Origin of the sequence: Porphyromonas sp. oral taxon 278 str. W7784 (genome assembly GCF_000467855.2) — a bacterium.
In the GTDB taxonomy this organism is placed as follows: domain Bacteria; phylum Bacteroidota; class Bacteroidia; order Bacteroidales; family Porphyromonadaceae; genus Porphyromonas.
Window position 1 is genome coordinate 18,504 of the sequence record NZ_KI259244.1, and the last position, 17,970, is coordinate 36,473.

7 protein-coding genes are annotated in these 17,970 nt (G+C 59.5%); 1 reads left to right on the plus strand and 6 read right to left on the minus strand.

Annotated features, from left to right (window positions below):
* Positions 1-303: 303 nt before the first annotated feature.
* The 6 genes from HMPREF1556_RS05920 to ruvA all read right to left on the minus strand — a co-directional run bounded on the left by HMPREF1556_RS05920 (position 304) and on the right by ruvA (position 14,128).
* The gene (locus tag HMPREF1556_RS05920; protein WP_021667443.1) at positions 304-1,608 is read right to left on the minus strand and encodes an NCS2 family permease; all 1,305 of its coding nucleotides are present in this window, start codon (positions 1,606-1,608) and stop codon (positions 304-306) included.
* Positions 1,609-1,781: 173 nt separating this feature from the next.
* Positions 1,782-2,489 carry a DUF5020 family protein gene (locus HMPREF1556_RS05925; RefSeq protein ID WP_021667444.1) on the minus strand — a complete coding sequence of 236 codons (708 nt, stop codon included), beginning with the start codon at positions 2,487-2,489 and terminating at the stop codon, positions 1,782-1,784.
* Between the two features lie 15 nt (positions 2,490-2,504).
* Positions 2,505-3,737, minus strand: a complete 1,233-nt coding sequence (locus HMPREF1556_RS05930; RefSeq protein ID WP_021667445.1) for a uracil-xanthine permease family protein — start codon at positions 3,735-3,737, stop codon at positions 2,505-2,507.
* Positions 3,738-3,845: 108 nt separating this feature from the next.
* A complete protein-coding gene (locus HMPREF1556_RS05935) occupies positions 3,846-6,143 on the minus strand; it encodes a TonB-dependent receptor (protein WP_021667446.1) in 2,298 nt (765 codons plus the stop codon).
* Between the two features lie 222 nt (positions 6,144-6,365).
* Entirely contained in the window at positions 6,366-13,490 is a 7,125-nt protein-coding gene (sprA, locus tag HMPREF1556_RS05940) for a cell surface protein SprA (protein ID WP_232299043.1), read from the minus strand.
* 20 nt (positions 13,491-13,510) lie between these two features.
* Positions 13,511-14,128: a Holliday junction branch migration protein RuvA gene (gene ruvA, locus HMPREF1556_RS05945; RefSeq protein WP_021667448.1), complete on the minus strand. Its 618-nt coding sequence runs from the start codon at positions 14,126-14,128 to the stop codon at positions 13,511-13,513.
* 396 nt (positions 14,129-14,524) lie between these two features.
* Between ruvA and ileS the strand changes: the two genes are divergently transcribed.
* Positions 14,525-17,953 carry an isoleucine--tRNA ligase gene (gene ileS / locus HMPREF1556_RS05950; RefSeq protein WP_021667450.1) on the plus strand — a complete coding sequence of 1,143 codons (3,429 nt, stop codon included), beginning with the start codon at positions 14,525-14,527 and terminating at the stop codon, positions 17,951-17,953.
* Positions 17,954-17,970: the final 17 nt, after the last annotated feature.

A 17,970-nucleotide genomic window follows, 5' to 3' on the forward strand; every position in this document is an offset into this window, starting at 1 on the left:
AAAACCTACTGTGGGTCGGTCGACCGACCTACGGTAGGTCGCAAGGACGACCTACCGTAGATCCCATTTGGGCTCCTTCAGAGGGACGAATCTAGAGGGGCTTGGCTGGCCACCTTCAACCCTCAAATAGTCCGGGCTCGGAAGCCTTACTCCTAGCCCTCAGAAATCTTGGGGACGGGAAGGGCGCTACACCATATACACAAGGAGGCTACACCATAATATAATAGGAAGCCCCCTCACGCTATCCCAGACGAAGGGACAGGGTGAGGGGGCTTGTGACTTGAGCGAAGCTCTACGGGCGAACTACAGCGCTAGGATGTAGCGGAGCACGAGGAGCGTCGAGACGATATAGAGGGTGATGGAGACCTGACGATACTGCCCGCTCAGGAGCTTGACCAGCGTGTAGGAGATCAGGCCAAGAGCCATCCCTTCGGCGATGTTGTAGGTGAGGACCATCGTCAGCACCGTGATGAAGCTCGGCAGGGCTTCGGAGATATCCATGAGGTCGATGTCCTGGATCGAACTAAGCATCAGCACCCCGACGAGCACCAAAGCACCCGTGGTGGCTGCCGAGGGGATCAAGAGGAAGAGCGGAGCGAAGAAGAGGGCCAGGAGGAAGAGCACCGCCGTAGAGAGTGCCGTCAGACCCGTACGCCCACCTTCGGCGATCCCCGCACTGCTCTCGACGAAGGTCGTCACGGTAGACGTCCCACAGACAGCACCAATAGAGGTAGCCAAAGCATCTGCCATCATCGCCTGCTTGATATTCTTGACATTGCCCTCGGAGTCCATCATCTCCGTCTTGGCCGCTGCGCCTATGAGCGTGCCGACGGTATTGAAGATATCCATGAAGACCAGGGCGAAGATCGTCAGCGCCATATCCATATTCAGGAGCGCCTTGAAGTCGAACTGCAGGAAGGTCGGCGCTAGTGATCGGGGCAGAGATACAGGCACGAAGCTGTCGGGGATCTGAGTGACACCCAGGGGAATGCCCACCAGCGTGCAGGCGATGATACTATAGAAGAGCGCTCCACGGACCCTTAGGGTCATCAGCACCCCACTCAGTATGATCCCGATGACGGCAAGAATAGAGACGGGGGTGAAAGCACCGAGGGCAACGAAGGTGGCTTCATTAGCCACGATCACCCCAGCGTTCTTTAGTCCTATGAAGGCGATGAAGAAGCCAATCCCCGCCGAGATAGCGAAGCGCAGGTTCTTCGGGATACAGCGGACGATCTGCTCACGGATGTTGAAGGCCGTCAGGAGGATGAAGATGATCCCCTCGACGAAGACCGCAGAGAGAGCGGCCTGCCAGCTATAGCCCATCCCCATGACGAGCGTAAAGGCGAAGAAGGCGTTGATACCCATGCTCGGAGCCTGAGCAAAGGGAAGCTTCGCTAGGAAGGCTATAAGGAGCGTCCCGACAGCAGACGCTAGGGCGGTAGCGGTGAAGACGGCTCCCTTGTCCATGCCGGTAGTACTGAGGATGTCGGGGTTGACCGCTAAGATGTAGCTCATCGTCAGGAAGGTCGTGACCCCTGCGAGAAGCTCCGTACGAAGCTTGTGCCGAGAGGGATCAAAGCCCACTAGGCGGTAGAGTGCTTGCATGTGAAGAGTGATACGTGGATGGAATATGAGGTGAAGGATGGGGAGCGAAGCCCCTAGATAGGGTAAGGGGGAAAGCCTAGTTCAGCTAAGGGAAAAACCCTTAGCTCAGGAGAGCATGCTCCTTAGATGCGGTGAGGTAGAGCCCTCGGTCTGGATGGAGTGCAGCCCTTAGTCTAGAAGGTCCACTTCAGGGCGAGCGTCGGGTTGACGACCGTTTTGTCCAGGACGGCGAAGTTACTGCTGATCTCCCACTCTGTGCCTATACTCAGGTTGAACTTAGGGTCGATGCCAGCGAACTTGTTCAAGTTGAGCCACAGCTGAGGCTCCGTGATGAAGATGAGGTTGTTCTTACCGGTGACGAGGTGGCGGTCCCCCCAGAGATCGGCAAAGCCTTGGAAGGAAACCCGTCCTCCGGCAAAGTGCAGGTACCAGGTCGTCGTCAGTTGGAAGGAGTGGGGACGATCCTGCCTAGCCAGATACTTGTACATGGGGGTGAAGGTGATACCCGCCGAGTAGTCCGCCTGATTCCAAGCATAGGTAAGACCAGCCAGATAGGCATTCTTGTAGGAGAACTGATTGCTTAGTCCGCCGTTGTACTCGACGTGTAGCGAGAGGGGCGTCTTCCCGAGGCTAAACTCCCGAGAGATCTCCCAGTAAGCCGACGTGACTCCCTCGCGTCGGTAGTCCATATCTACGAAGAAGAAGGTACTGCCCCAGCTGTCGGGACGGAAGAGCTCTACTGTGGTGGTCAGACGGGGGCGCTGAGGCTCGTCGGTGCTATAGAGCGAGCGGCCGAAGTCGTAGTGGAGCTGGACATTCTGTGCACGAAGGCCTACCAGCGCCACGAGGGCGGTAAGGGCAAGGAGATAAAGCTTACGCATGTGAGAGGAGCGAATTTAGTGTATGTGCTCGGAGGTGGAAGTACCCTGCTTATCCTCGGCACGCTCGGGGAGAAGGAGGTTGAGAAGGACGGCTATGAGCGCCGAGAGCCCGATACCCGAGAGGGAGAAGGAGCCGAAAGAGAGGACAGCCCCGCCTATGCCCGTGGTGAGGGTGACGGAGATGATGACGATGTTGCGGGAGGAGGCTAGATTGACCCGACTCTGTAGTAGGCTGGAGATCCCAGCACCAGCGATCGTGCCGAAGAGGAGAAGCATGATCCCCCCGAGGATCGCTTGGTCTATGCTCCTGAGGAGAGCACTGACCTTCCCCACGAGGGAGAAGATGATCCCCGTCACCGCCGCTATGCGGAAGACGGCGGGGTCGGTGATCTTCGTCAGAGACATGGCCCCTGTGACCTCGGAGTAGGTCGTCACGGGAGGTCCGCCGACGAGAGAAGCGAAGAGGCAGGCGAGGCCATCCCCCAGCATCGTCCGATGCAGGCCTGGCTCCTTCACGAAGTTCTTACCAGCAACATTATTCACGACATACACGTCCCCGATATGCTCGATCACGGGTGCGATGGCCACGGGGATCATGAAGAGGATGGGTTGCCACGAGAAGGTCTCGGGGAGCGTCACCTGAGGAAGCGAGAACCAAGGAGCAGAGGCGATGGGAGCGAGATCCACTTCGAAGAAGAGGAGGTCAGCGATATAGCCGATGATGATCCCCAGGAAGATCGGGATGAGCCGTGCTATGCCTCGGGCATAGAGGGTGACGATGATAGCCGTGGAGAGGGAGACCACTGCTAGGAGCCAGTTAGACTGGGCCATCTTGACGGCTGAGCCCGAGAGCGACAGGCCTATGAGCATGATGATCGGCCCGATGACTACAGGGGGGAAGAGGCGGGAGATGAAGCGCAGACCGAAGAGACGTATCAGTAGCGACATCACGAGGTACACGGCGCTCACCCCGAGGCATCCAAAGAGTGCACCACTGAGCCCATAGAGCTCAGTGGCACTGATGATCGGTGCTATGAAGGCGAAGCTACTCCCGAGGAAGATAGGCACTTTGCCCTTAGTCACCAGATGGAAGATGAGGGTGCCGACACCGGCGGAGAAGAGGGCTGTCGAGGGGTCGAGCCCTACGAGCAGGGGGACGAGGACGGTAGCCCCGAAGGCGACGAAGAGGTACTGGACTCCAGCGATCCCTTTGCGCAACGGGGTGAGAGGAGTAGCGTCTGTGGTCATGCTTTTATTAGATGTATTCAACCGTCATAAAGGTAGCTATTCTCCCCCACTCTCCTAGAGCTCGGGAGCTCGGCACTACGTGAAGTACACTCGCCTCAGTGAGCCTCCCTAGCGCTCGGTACGCAGGCCTTCACTAGCACCTGAGCCGAGGCGCTCGTCGGTGAGGCGGCGCTCTCTGCCCTGACGGGTCTTAGTCGCCCGACGGCCCCAGCTGTAGGAGATACCGAGGGCTATGCGTGGGCTATACCACTCTCTGGAGAAACTGAACGCATAGGGGTAGCCCCGATAGTCACCCCGAGCCACATTCGTATTGAAGAGGTCGTAGGCAGAGAGGCTCAGACGCCAGGAGCCCAAGCGTCGACTCACCGATGCCTCCGTCCACCACTGGGGGCTCATCTCGAAGAGGCCGTAGTAGAGGGAGCTATAGGCCGTCACTCCTAGCTGTAGGTGCCAGTTCCCGGGGAGATCAAGGTCATGGGTATGCCGGAGATAGCCTGCCGTGAAGGCCTTGCTATAGAGGACTCCGTCGAGGTACCCTCGGTCCCACTGTCGCTGTCCTGCTAGATAAGTCGTAGCATACCACTTAAGCTCTTTCGACTGGATGAGCGGTAGCGGTAGGCTCAGGAGAAGACGTAGATAGCGAGAGTAGTCGAGGTTGACACCCTGTAGCCCCACGACCATAGGTCCGCCTATGGGGAGCATGATGCGGTCGACGATGGGGCGCTGGGTATCGGAGTAGGAGAGCTCTAGTAGAGCTGCCTCTCGATAGGTGTAGGCTAGACGAAGGAGGTAGGTGTACGAGGTACGTAGATTGAGGTTAGCCTCTCGGGCGATGGACTCGGTCGTCCGATGGCTTCCCCCGACGACATCCCTGAAGGCGGGGCGTTGGTAGCTCGAGCTCATCCCAAGGGTCAGGTCCTGATAGCGCCCGAGGTGATAGCGGAGCGAAGCATAGGGCAGGAGGTGGGTCTCCTCACGTGAAGCGTCGGGGTGCTTGAGCTTCCACTGCTCTTGCTTTCGGCTCTGCTCGTCCCTCTGGAGCGCAAGGCCGAGGCGAGCGAAGAAGGGTCGTGTCCGGTAGCTCAGCTCTAGATAGCCCCTGAGGCTGGACTCGGAGAGCTCGTAGTGGAGGTCACCTCGGGGCGAGGAGCCTCGATAGCTCAGCCCATAGCCCTGAGCACCGAGGTCAAGCCTCCAGAGGCTCCCCAGGGGCACCGAAGCATCGAGCCCTACCTGCCCCGAGCGCTTGGTATCGGCGTAGCGCACCGATTCGGCTCGCACGAGGCGCTCCTGACTCAGCGATGCGTAGCTCCCCTCGAGCATGAGTCTGAGGGTGAGGCCTTCGGTGCGCCAGTCATGCCAGAGCGTGCCGTAGAGGCTCTCGGTACGGGTGTCGCTGGTACTCTGCCAGCCGTTCTGGAGGTGCTCCTTCGCCAGTGTCCCGATGAGACTTGCCCCGAGGGTGCTGGCGGGGGAGAGCTGGATGTTCGTCCCGAGGGTGAAGCGGTGGGTGCGCCGAGGACGAAGTAGGAGGCTATCCTTCACTTTCTCGAAGAGCGTGGTGGTCTCTTCGCTCCGCTTCTCCGAGAGCTGATAGGATAGGTACGTCTGGGTCTTGCCCTCGGTGTAGGTCAGGCGTGAGCCTAGGAGCCAGGAGAGACTGCGCCGTGTGACCAGCTCTCCATAGCTATAGCCCTGCAGACCCAAAGACCCCGAGCGTCTCAGGCGAATATCGAGGATGGGGGAGGTGAGGCCTCCATAGCGTCCGTTGGGCTCACGTATCAGTTTGACCGAAGCTAGTTCGTCGAGCGGGATGGACTGGAGGTAGGTGCGCAGCTCCTCTCGGCTCATGCGCAAGTGGCGACCGTCGACATAGACGAGCAGGTCGGAGAAGCCGTAGAGCACGAGTTGGTCATCCCCTCGTAGCTGGACGCCGGGGATGAAGCAAAGTCCGTCGAGGAGGTTCCCTCCCTTGGCTGGAGCGAGCGAGCTTGGCGTGAAGACTTGGTTAGTGCCCTCATAGTGCACCTGCAGGGCGGGCGCCTTGACCTCGACCCCTGGGAGCTCCTTCGTCAGATCAAAGAGGATCGGTTCGAGCTTCACGGGCTTCCCCTCGAGGGTCAGCACGGAGCGGACGACTCGACGAAGCCCTTGGTAGGAGACCTCGATGCGATAGTTCCCCTCGGGAGCGTAGAGGGAGAAGTAGCCCCCGTCGCTCGTCAAGGCTTGGTAGGGGGAGGATGGATTAGACTGATCCGTCGGAGATAGGGTCACGATGAGGCCAGCGAGGGGCGTGCGATCGGGGCTCATAAGGAGCGTCCCTTCGACGAAGACCGAAGCGAGGCGCTGAGCGTAACTCCCGAAGCTCAAGAGGAGGAAGGCCAGAGTAAGTAGGAGTCGTCTCATAGGGTGGAAGTACTAGATAGTATGCGAGGTGTAGATCTTAGAAGAGAGGTATCTCTGAAGCAAAAGTAGCGATTTTTTGGTCAGAGAAATATCCCCTTTTCTTGAGGCTCTAGGAGGCCTCTCTCGGAGCGGTATTTTCACCACCCGAGAGGCACTAGTAGTCCCTTCCTCGGGGCACCAGTAGTGCCTCGGGAGAGGGAGCAGTAGCGCCACTAGTTGGGATTAATTGGTGAGGCTGATCCGGAGCGAGACGCCGAAGGAAGTGGTAGCTATGGGGAAGGAGTAGGTGCTCACTAGAGGCACATTGCGGCTGTACTCGTAGTAAGCGCTTAGCCCGAGTAGGCGACTCAGGTCGTACTCAGCACTGAGCCTGAGGCGCTGGTCTACGAGGCCCGCCGTAGCCTGCGCATAGCCCTCCTGGATCCTGCGGATGAGGGTCAGGGTACGGCGGTAGCTGTATTCACCTCTCAGGGTCAGACCTCGGGCGCTGGTGGTGGCTTCGCTGGGCTTCGTGTTCCGACGACGACGGCGGGGCTGAGGACGAAGGAGTTGAGCGAGGTCGGCGATCTTATAGTTCAGCCCGAGGGTGAACTCATTGGAAGAGGATTCGATGAGGCTGGAGGCCGGGAGGTTGAGCACGAGGCCTCGGCTACGGCGCCACTGGGCGGACATCCCGAGACCATTATGCCAGATGAGGTCGAGTCCCGCTAGGGGGAAGAAGCTCTCCTGCAGGGCTACCGAAGGGATATCATAGGCGTAGCTGAGGCGGGAGGAGGCGGGGGAAGAGCCATCCGAAGCAGGAGTCTCCACGAGACCAAGCCCCTCGGGATCGGAGCCCTGCCAGCCGGTGAAGGAGGAGAAGTCGCCCACGGTGTAGGTCGCCCGATAGATATGTCGGAGGGTCACGGAGCGGAAGTACTTCTTGAGGGCAGGCAGGCGGGAGAGCCCCGTGTAGCTGACGGCCCAGTTCGGGAGCATCCCCAGTAGCGAGGGCAGGGCTCGGAGACTGACGCTGGAGGCGTCGCTTGCTTGGGTGTAGGCCATACGGAAGGCGGGTATGAGGACAGCGGGAGCATTCTCCTCCAGAGTCGCCCCCCCTAGCGAGCCGAAGCTACGACGCTGGCGCTCGGCGATCTCAGAGCGAGCCGAGAGGAAACGGTCAAACGAGGCCGAGGCATAGCCCTCCGTAGCACGCAAGGGGGCGAAGAAGCCCCTCAGACCGATAGTCGTCATCGTGAAGTCTCCGCCGTAGAGCCGAGGGCGCCCCGGATACATATATTGTACCTCGGTGCGGTCGGTACGGGTATGGTTAGCCGAGAGGGTGATGGAGAGATCCCTAAGCGGCTGAAGTGTCGCCCTCACATCGATAGTACGGGTCTCGGTGAAGACGCCTGGGGTGAGATGCTCCGTCGTCATCAGGAGATCTCCTCGCTCGGCGAGCCTGTCGATGAAGTCCACATCACTCAGGCCAAAGGCAAAGGCCAGCCCTGGAGAAAGCATCCCACGCGAACGCCCCTGCCCTCCCACGGCACGTACCGAGGGGAGGAAGCCTCCGAGGATCGTGCTCCTCGTATCCCGATAGGTCAGCGCCAGATCCTTCACCATCAGGAGGGTATAGACGAGCCGGTCAAGAGCCTCCTCGCCCCAAGGCTCAGGGCGAGGACGGGAGCCCTTCTTCTTCGAGGACGAGAGCGAGGCTGAGGGGGTGCTGGCGAACTTCCTCTCCAGACGGGCCAGATAGGGGTTCTTCTGGTAGAGCTGCCTCAGCTGGAGCTGGGAGGTAGACTCGAGGCTCCCCTGGCTGGAGAGGCTGTGCGCCACGGGGAGCGCCACGTCTGGCACCCGAGCGCCACGATCCCAGGTATAGGCACTGCTGTAGGTGAGCTGGGAGGTCACGAACGAGAGCGGGGCGATGAGGGCAGTAGGGAGCTGGTAGGTGAGGCTCGCATTCTGCCCGTAGTGCACGGGCGTGCCTCCCTCACGGATACTACGCCTGACGGAGTCCTGCCAGATGCGCCAGCCATCGGGGTTGAGCGCTCGGTTTACCTGCCGATGAGGCTCCTCGATACGAGCATCGGTGCCCGAGGCGTAGGTGAGGGTGAGCGACGTAGTCGGCGACCAGGTGAGGCTGAGCTTGCGGTGCCAGAGGAACTGCTGGGCGAAGGTCGCTGGCAGACGCTCGCCCTCCAGCGCTCCCCCGAGGCTACGCATCTGCTCCTCGTCATAGCGCCGGAGCATCGAGGTCTCTAGATGTAGGCGGGCAGGCCACGGGGTGAAGCTCCACCCGCGGAGCCAGCTTGCCCACGGACTCTTCCCTTGTATCCGTCCGAAGGGAGTGAGGGGGCGGAAGGTGGGGGCGTAGTCGTAGCGCACCGAGGCCTGCCAGTCTAGATGACGGCTGTACTCGATGTCGGGGGTCTCGTCGAGGGAGGTATTCCGCTCGTAGGAGAACGATAGGTTCGCCGGGTCGTAGGGCATAGGTGTCCGAGAGCGGATACCTAGGGAAGCATTGGAGATCGCTAGGCCTTGGCTTCGGCGATGGGTGATGGTGCGAGCTCGGAGCGAATCCCGCTGCTCCCGCCTCGGGAGCGAGCGTAGGGCGTCGGAGAGACGCACGTCTTCGTCGAGCGGATTGTACTCGGGCGTGAGGACTTCGTCCGAGAGCGAGTAGTAGAGGGGAAGACTGACCTTAGCCTGGGAGGGAAGGAGCTGCCCCAGCTCTGCATTCGAGGAGAAGTGTACCGAGCGACGACTCTCCATCGTCCGCCCAGAGAGAGGCACATCGATCGCCCCGAAGCCTGCTGACATGTACTGAGCTCTGAGGCTCGCCGTACCGAGTTCAGCTAGCTGGAGGGTCGACTGCACCTGTCCTGCCCAGCCCGACTCTTCGTGGTAGTCACCGACACGGAGCTCGTTGACCCAGACCTCGACACTGCGGGTCACGCCCGAGCTATTGCGCACGCCGATGAGGAGGGTGCGCACGTTGGAGAGCGAGGGATTGCCCAGCACCGAGAGCTTCCTCTGAGGATCGTCAGCGTCGGGGCGGGAGAAGAGGCGGTAGAGGGAAGCGCCCCCGCCACCAAGGGCCAAGGCGGTATTGCGCTCCCGCTTGAGGGAGACGAGCTTGTCGAGGGCTAGATCTAGGTAATTCTCCGTTGGCCAGACACGGGTGCGGTCACTGGGGCTATTCGTGCTGTAGCGTCCTGCGGGTGTGAGGACGAGGGGGAGGGAATACTCGTAGTAGTGCTGCGTCGCATCTGATCCCAGGCGAACGAAGAGCGTGAAGTCGCCATCCTTCACCCCAGCGAGATCCCCCAGAAGCTCCTCGGCATGGGCGAAGAGCTGAAGCCTGCGGTAGCGTCTGAGGTCGTACTGTACTAGGCGATAGACAGCACGGGCGTCTCCTGAGGGGAGCGAGGTGATCCGAAGGGAGAGCGCCTGTTCATTCTGCTGGAGACTTTGCCCGCCCTCGGCATCGAGGCTACGGGACACCCCCGGGGGGACGACATAGCTTACGGGGGTGCGGTCAGCGTGCTCCTCGATATTGACCGACGATACGGAGAGCTCGGTCTCGGGCGAGGGTGCTGGGCTCGTCTCATCAAGCCCACCCTCGTAGACACGCCAGTCGCCCCGCACCAGACGGAGCGAGCCAAAGCGGAGCTGGGTCTCCCTGTCGAAGTCGGTGAGGTAGAGGCGCATGAAGCGGACACTCCTCAGGTCTGCCCCACCCCCGACACGGGCGGAGAAGGAGCGGAGAGGTACTTTGAACTGGTACCACGTCACAGGGGAAGTCTTCCCATTCCTCAGGCGTGCCTCCACCCGACGCTCACTGACGATGAAGTTGCGTCCCGCCTTGAGGTCCTCGGGACGAAGCGAGATCCTGTACTCGAGGTAGCGGTTGAGCTCATTGAGACTATAGTCGCCATTCACATCCTCGACATCAGGGCTGACGGTGGAGGCCAGACTATAGCCGTCGCCTCCTGTCTGCTCTGAGGAATTGCCTTCGGTACCGTTGTACCGCTTGTAGCGCTCCAGTATCGGGAGCTGGGCAGCATCGTAGTCCGCCCCCCGATAGTGGTGGTAGTCGTCCCCCGCTGGATCATTAAGCGGGCTGAAGGGATCAGCCTGCCAACGTGCCCGAGTCTCCGGTGCTAATCGAGCCGTAAGCGCACTGACGAAGGCCGAATAGCTCGGGTGGCGCTTCTCCTCCTCGGTCGATAGTCCGTTGAGGCCGACATCCTGCTTCTCCCGAGCCCCTGCAGCGTTGTCGAACGAATAGCCTACACTAGGCCTTCGAGGGACTCGCCCCCAGGGCGTCTCCTCCACCGCTCCCGCAGAGGGCGTCAGGGGAAGACCGTTCTCGTAGAACTTCTTCCCGTCTCGTAGGATGTCTTCAGATATATCGCCGAGGTTGATGAACAAGTCGCCCCCCCGAAGTCCTTCCCTCGATAGTTCGTCGGCGAAAGGATCCATGAGCCAGAACTCGATGTACTCAATGTTCGCTGCTTCGAAGTCTGCTTGATCGATCCTACGCATGATACCGCCCCAGCTTCGTCTAGGGTCTTGGATCCGTCCCGTCGGTAGTAGCGAGGCGGCATTGAGGTTATAGGGGCCGAGCTCCTCGGGGTAGTAGCTCAGCGAGAGCGTCGGCAGGTAGCTCGGCTGACTGACATTGATATCCTTGTAGGGGTAAAGCTCCGACGAAGGGATCTCACGCACTAGGTGTCGGCTCACCAGATCAGGACTATTGCGTATGTAGGCGGGGGTATAGGCACTCCGCTCTCGGGTAAAGAGCGGATCGATGGTGAACCAAGCTAGACGTGCCCTTCGCTCCCCATAGCGAAGGTAGTCCGTCGCAGTAGCACCTTCGGGGAAGAGCGACTGGGGCGTCGAAGCAAGGTGCCAGCCAAAGGGACTCAGGAGATCAATGGAGCTCCGAGAGGACTCAAAGTCATCTAGGTAGCTATTACCACGGGTATAGCGATTCTCGTAGTGTCCCGGCAGGAGCTGAGCTACCTCTGCTGCGAGGCTGAAGGAAGCAGGCTGGCTGAGGTCGAGGAAGGGAAGCTTATTCAGTAGACGTGTCAGTGCTGGGGACTTGGTCTGATAGCTGAGGCTAGCTCCCCACATGGTGTTCTTCATGCTCTCCTCTCCTAGGGCTACCTTCGTCGAGAGAGGGAGCTCGGAGAGGTGCATCAGCGTCGCTCCCAGGCGGAAGTCCTTAGTGAAGCTGTAGCCGAGGTCTACACCGATCATCGTCTTACGCTGCAGGTTCGCTCCTGCCCCACCCTGCAGGCTGACATCAATGGGTGTACGGGTGGAGAGGAGTTGCTGGTTCAGTATCTTCACCTTCCCAGCGAGGTAGTCGACGCTGTAGTCGGAGCCTTCTGTCAGGAGCGTACCACCAGCGGTGACCCGCACGGATCCAGGGGTGACATTCACCGTCCCGAGCGAGATCTCCCCAGCGGAAGTAGCCCTGTACTGCCCTCGGAGGTAGTACTTGTTCTTCTCGGTGTGCTTCGTGGCTTCGATGAGGGTAGAGCTATAGAGCTCAGGGAAGGCATAGCGAGCCTGCCACGAGCCCGAGCCCAAGGCTTCGGCAAGTGTCGCACCGAAGGGCTCGACGGTGGGGAAGAAGAGAAGCCCTTCACTTGAGCGTATGGTATAGCCTTCGACGAAGTCAAAGCGTCCATCGGCACGCTGCTCTTGGTGGCTGTCCAGACGATCCAGTCCAAGCACCGAGAGGAGAGGCTTGCCCTTGAGCGGACCTTCAGGTAGATAAGGTAGAGCTCTACCCACAGCGTCGTCTCGGTAGAGTACCTCGAGCTTGAAGCCCTGTGCTTGTACATCCCGCACGCCAGCACCGAGGCGATAGACATTGCGCATCATCAGCGACCAGGCGGGAGCTACGGGGGTCATGTCCGTCCCTTTGAGGAGCTTGACGAAGAGGACCGACGAAGCTGCGTCGGGGCGATCAGAGGAGAATTCGCCCACCCGATACACCTTGCCTTCGTAGGTGAACTCATAGGCTACGGCAAGGACTTCATCAGAGGCAAGGGGGGCGGAGAGGCTGATGTACCCGAGGGCACTATTCAGGGTATAGTCGGTAGAGGCTAAGCGTCGAGCGCTCTCGATCTTCTCGTAGTCAAGGGCTGGACGTAGCGGGTGTACTCCTCCGGAGAAGGCAGTGATCCCTGTGGTGATCCCAGCGCTCTGCCTGAGGCTTGGTAGCGCACTCAACTCCTGGTAGAGGCTATTGGCATTGTTCTCGGGGACAGGGCGCTGAGGGGAGGCAAGACGTATACCTCCGTTGTGCACTCTACGGGGCTCCCCCAGATCCACGAGCGCTAATAGGTCTCGGGCATCATCGAAGCGCCCCCTTCGGTTCGTCACCCACACCTCCAGCCGAGTGATCTGTACGGAGGAGCGGACATAAGGCAGGGTGCTGAGGGCTCGGTCATATTGCCTTCGGAAGAAGTCTCCCAGGAAGAAGTGTCGGTGAGCATCGTAGTTCGACGCCGAGAACTCAAACTGCTCCGTCTGCTCCCCCCCCCTACTCGTAGCTCGGCGGCTCTCGGTGCGCTGCTGGCTGACCACCAGGTCTGCCTCGAGGCGACCTAGCTGGAGCTTCGTGTGGACACCAAAGAGTGCTCCTCCGCCACTGACAAGGGTATTCTTCGGATTGAGAGACACTTGTCCCGCCTCGATCAGCTTGATGATATCGTCTTCGCCCCCCTCGAAGGTCAGGCGGAGCCTCTTCGCATCGAAGTCAAAGGTCGAAGCGGTGTTGTAGTTCATGTCGAAGTGTAGCTTCGTCCCGAGCGAAGCCTGTACTCCGGCCTGGATCTTCTCGTCGAAGTCGAAGAAGGTGTGCCTGCGAGCCCGCTGGGGGAGTGCGGGATTGTCCGAGCGGGTAGACTTGAGGCCTGCCGAGAGCTCTGCCGTGCCCTGCAGGCGGAGCTTCAGTCCTCCCGGGCCGAAGAGACGGGCGCCGATCCCTCGCTCCTCCCGAGGGCCGAGGGAGGCAAGGCGCCTACCTTCCCCCGCCTCTTTATTTATGGTATAGAGCTGATCCCAGTAGCGACTCTGCCCTCGAAGCTCTTGGTAGCGTAGGTATTCAGCATAGGTATAAGGGATGGGCGTCCCTAGGGGTTTGCCCCCAACGAAGGTAGTCCGAAGGTAGAGCCCCGTACGAGGGTCATAGACGAAGCGGGTCTCTAGGGGCGAAGCGCTTAGCCCCACGGAGTCGGTGAGGGAGGGAGCGTGGAGCCTCTGAGCAAGGAGTGGTGAGGCGAAGGACAGAGCGAGGAGCAGACTCCCCACCCAGACCCCTAGCCTGGTGTGCACGCCTCCCTTGCCCACGGCTTCTAAAGGAGCTTGAGGCTCTGCTTGATCAAGTCCTCGACCCGGATCGTGGGGTCTGAGGCTATGAGCTGACGGACGACCTTGAGTGCGGCCGCCTCAGGGTAGCCGAGCATCTTCAGAGCGCTCACTGCTTCGTCGGGCGTAGCTGTATCGAGAGGCTGTACACGGCCTCGGGTCGTCGAGGTCGGGAGCGCCGTCGTGACGTCGCCCGTTTCCTCGAGCGGAGGGAGCTTCCCCCTCAGGTCAACGAGGATGCGCTGAGCAGTCTTGAGGCCAATGCCCTTAATAGCCTTGAGGGGCTCGATCTGCCCCAGCGTGATGATGCTATTCAGCTCATGTGGGGGGTACGAACTGAGGATGATCCGTGCCGTATTGGGCCCGACACCCGAGACGGTCATCAGGTGGCGGAAGAGCTCCTGCTCGGCACGGGTCGCAAAGCCGTAGAGCAGGTGAGCATCCTCACGGATCACCTCGGTGATGAGGATCTTGCCCTCTTTCTGCCCCGTCAGGGCGGTATAGGTCGTCAGGGAGATAGCCACGGCATAGCCCACGCCGGCACACTCGACGAGCACGGCGGTGGGAGTCAGTTCGGTATAGGCACCTCGGAGGTAAGCAATCATCTAGATAGAATTTGAGTTTTGGAGGTCGTGGTACAAAGTTAGCCAAAAGGCGCTACTAGCGGGCTCTCGGCGCCTCTCAGGGGAGGGGGCGAAAAAAACCTACGGTAGGTCGCCTGACCGACCCACGGTAGGTCGTCTCGACGACCTACAGTAGGTTTTTTCGACGATCTTACCGTAGGTTGCAAAATCACCCCTCGGAAGGCGCTCCCCAAGCGGTATCTTGAAGTAGGGGGATGAGGGATAGGGACTGAACTTCGGACGGCTCTGAGGCTGAGGGACAAACATAGGGGGTAAAAATGTATCTTTGTACCGTTTTTTGAACTAAATTGAGGGTGGAGTATTCGGTGCCCTTCATCGCCTCCCCCTTGATACGAATATATAAGATAGGTACGCTGTATGAGCCACAAGTTCCCTGAATACGATAGCCTTCAGCTCTCGGGAATCAATCAGAAGGTCCTAGACCAATGGCAGGAGGAAGACCTCTTCGCCCGTAGCCTTGCCCTGCGTGAAGGAGCACCCTCATTCGTCTTCTACGAAGGCCCTCCCTCCGCTAATGGGATGCCAGGTATTCACCACGTCATGGCACGCTCGATCAAGGATATCTTCTGTCGGTACAAGACGATGAAGGGCTTCCGTGTCGACCGCAAGGCCGGCTGGGATACTCATGGTCTGCCTGTAGAGCTCGGTGTCGAGAAAGCCCTCGGTATCACCAAGGAGGACATCGGCAAGAAGATCAGCGTCGACGAATACAACGCTGCCTGTCGCCGTGAGGTGATGAAGTACACCCACGAGTGGGAGCAGCTCACTCGCCTCATGGGGTACTGGGTGGACATGAAGCACCCCTATATCACCTACGACAACAGCTATATAGAGACCCTGTGGTATCTGCTCAGCCAGATCTACAAGAAGGGACTGCTCTACAAGGGCTACACTATCCAGCCCTACTCCCCTGCCGCAGGGACGGGGCTGAGCACCCACGAGCTCAACCAGCCCGGCTGCTATAGAGATGTCAAGGATACGACCTGTGTGGCACAGTTCCGTATCCTCGAGCCTCGTGCCGAACTCCTTGGGCACGGCGACCCCGTCTTCCTCGCTTGGACGACCACTCCTTGGACGCTCCCCTCGAACACCGCCCTCTGTGTCGGCCCTGAGATCGACTACGTGGCTGTCCGCTCCTTCAACCCCTACACCGGAAGCCCCATCACAGCTGTCGTGGCCCGTGCACTCCTGCACACCCTCTTCAGTAAGGACCACGAAGGCCAGGAAGCCCTCGAGGCATATCAACCTGGAGACAAGAAGCTCCCTTACCTCGTCGTCGCCGAATGGAAGGGGAAGGAACTCGTGGGCATGCGCTACGAGCAGCTCCTGCCCTGGATGCGCCCCGACGGTGATGCTTTCCGTGTCATCGCAGGGGACTTCGTCACCACCGTCGACGGTACGGGGATCGTACATATAGCCCCTACCTTCGGGGCGGACGACAACAAGGTCGCCAAGGCAAGCGGTATCGCTGGGCTCACCGTCCTAGATAAGGATGGCAACCTTCGTCCTATGGTCGACATGACGGGTCGCCTCTTCCGTCTGGAGGACTTAGACCCTAGCTTCGTCAAGGACTTCGTCGATACGGAGCTATACCAAGCCTATGCAGGTCGCTACGTGAAGAACGCTTACGACGATAGCCTCACCGAGGCAGATGAGACCCTCGACGTAACAATAGCTATGCAGCTCAAGCAGGAGGGTCGTGCCTTCAAGATAGAGAAGTACGTCCACTCCTACCCCCACTGCTGGCGTACCGACAAGCCTGTACTGTACTATCCGCTCGACAGCTGGTTCATCCGCACCACCGCCTGTCGTGAGGAGATGATGCGCCTGAACGATACGATCAATTGGAAGCCTGAGAGCACCGGCACAGGACGCTTCGGTAAGTGGCTGGAGAACCTACAGGACTGGAACCTCTCCCGTAGTCGCTACTGGGGGACACCACTGCCCATCTGGCGCACCGAGGACGGTCGTGAAGAGCTGTGTATATCATCCGTCGAAGAGCTCTACCAAGCTATCGAAGAGTCCGTCAGCGCAGGGCTGATGAAGGAGAACCCTTGGAAGGACTTCACCCCTGGGCTCTACACCAAGGAGAATTATGACAAGATCGATCTTCACCGTCCCTATGTAGATGATATCATCCTAGTCTCGCCCTCGGGTAAGCCGATGTACCGTGAGACGGACCTGATCGACGTGTGGTTCGACTCGGGAGCTATGCCGTTCGCTCAGCTACACTACCCCTTCGAGAATAAGGAGCTCCTCGATAGTGGTCGTGCCTTCCCAGCAGACTTCATCGCCGAGGGGGTAGACCAGACACGAGGATGGTTCTTCACGCTTCATGCCATCGCCACGATGGTACGAGGCACCAACAGCTTCAAGGCAGTCATCTCTAACGGCCTTGTGCTGGATAAGAACGGGAACAAGATGAGCAAGCGCCTTGGCAACGCTGTCGATCCCTTCGAGACCATACAGAAGTATGGCTCCGATCCCCTGCGCTGGTACATGATCAGCAACTCGTCACCTTGGGACAATCTCAAGTTCGACGTCGAGGGCATCGACGAGGTACGTCGTAAGTTCTTCGCTACGCTCTACAATACCTATCAGTTCTTCGCCCTCTATGCCAACCTCGATGCTTTCGACCCAACGGCAAGCGAAGAGATCCCCTACAAGGAGCGACCAGAGATCGACCGCTGGATCCTCTCTACCCTCAACAGCCTCATACTGGAGGTCGACAGCGACCTAGAGGACTACGAGCCTACTCGTGCTGCTCGTGCTATCGGGGACTTTGTCTCGGAGCAGCTGAGCAACTGGTACGTGCGTCTCTCCCGTCGCCGCTTCTGGGCCGGGGAGATGACTACAGATAAGCTCTCTGCCTACCAGACGCTCTACCGCTGTCTAGTCACCGTGGCTAAGCTCATGGCACCTATAGCGCCCTTCTACGCCGACCAGCTCTACCGAGACCTCGTAAGCCGTGGGACAAACGCTACCGAGTACTCAGTGCATCTGGCGGACTTCCCCCAGGCGGACCGTAGTGAGATCAACGAGCCTCTGGAGCGGAGTATGCACCTGGCACAGAGTATCTGCTCTATGGTCCTTGCCCTGAGACGTAAGGTGAACATCAAGGTCCGTCAGCCTCTGCAACGCCTCATGATCCCTGTGACAAGTGAAGAGGATCACCAGGCTATCCTGCCCGTCGTACCGCTGATCCTCAGTGAGGTGAACCTCAAGGAACTCCAGTTCGTCACCGACGGCGAAGGCATCCTCGTCAAGCGTATCAAGCCCGACTTCAAGAAGCTCGGCCCCCGCTATGGCAAGATCATGAAGTCGATCGCAGCGGTAGTAGCAGAGCTGTCCCAAGAGCAGATCGCTACCATCGAGCGTACAGGGCAGATCGACCTCACTGTAGAGGGTAGCCCCGTGACCATCCTCAGGGATGACGTCGAGATCTACTCAGAGGATATCCCAGGCTGGCTGGTCGCTAACGAAGGCACACTGACCATAGCGCTCGACATCACCATCACCGACGAACTCCGTCTCGAAGGTATGGCTCGTGAGCTGGTCAACCGCATACAGAACCTGCGCAAGCAGTCGGGCTTCGAGGTCAGTGACAAGGTACGCCTCACCCTGCCCGAAGACGAGGAACTCCATCGAGTCCTCACGGTATATGGCTCCTACATTGCTAAGGAAGTGCAGGCCGTCTCCATCGAGGAGAAGAGCGCCTTCACCCCGACGCTGGAGCTGGATCTGGACGAGCGCCTCGTCCCCGTTTATATCGAGAAAGCTATCTAATCACACGGTGTAGGGCG